At 61.2% G+C, this 281-nt stretch carries 1 protein-coding gene; it reads right to left on the bottom strand.

Annotated features, from left to right (window positions below):
• Positions 1-281, bottom strand: a 281-nt coding sequence (locus PZC42_RS20880; RefSeq protein ID WP_277214010.1) for a hypothetical protein, incomplete at both ends; no start/stop codon positions are given.

Below are 281 nucleotides of genomic sequence, written 5' to 3' on the forward strand. Positions count from 1 at the left end.
AGGTTCGAGATGTCGCGCGTGATTTCTTCCGGTCCGAGCTTGGTGTCGCGGGCGACGACCGACAGTTCCTCGATGTGGATCGAGGTGTAGCGGTCTTCAGCCACGACGCGCTCCGAGATCAGGATCGAATCTTCGAAGTTGTAGCCGTTCCAGGGCATGAACGCGACCAGCATGTTCTGGCCGAGCGCAAGCTCGCCCATGTCGGTCGAGGCGCCGTCAGCAATCACGTCGCCGCGGGCAACGATGTCGCCCACCTTGACCATCGGACGCTGGTTGATGTT

This window comes from Isoptericola croceus (assembly GCF_029382255.1).
Taxonomy (GTDB): Bacteria; Actinomycetota; Actinomycetes; order Actinomycetales; family Cellulomonadaceae; genus Isoptericola; species Isoptericola croceus.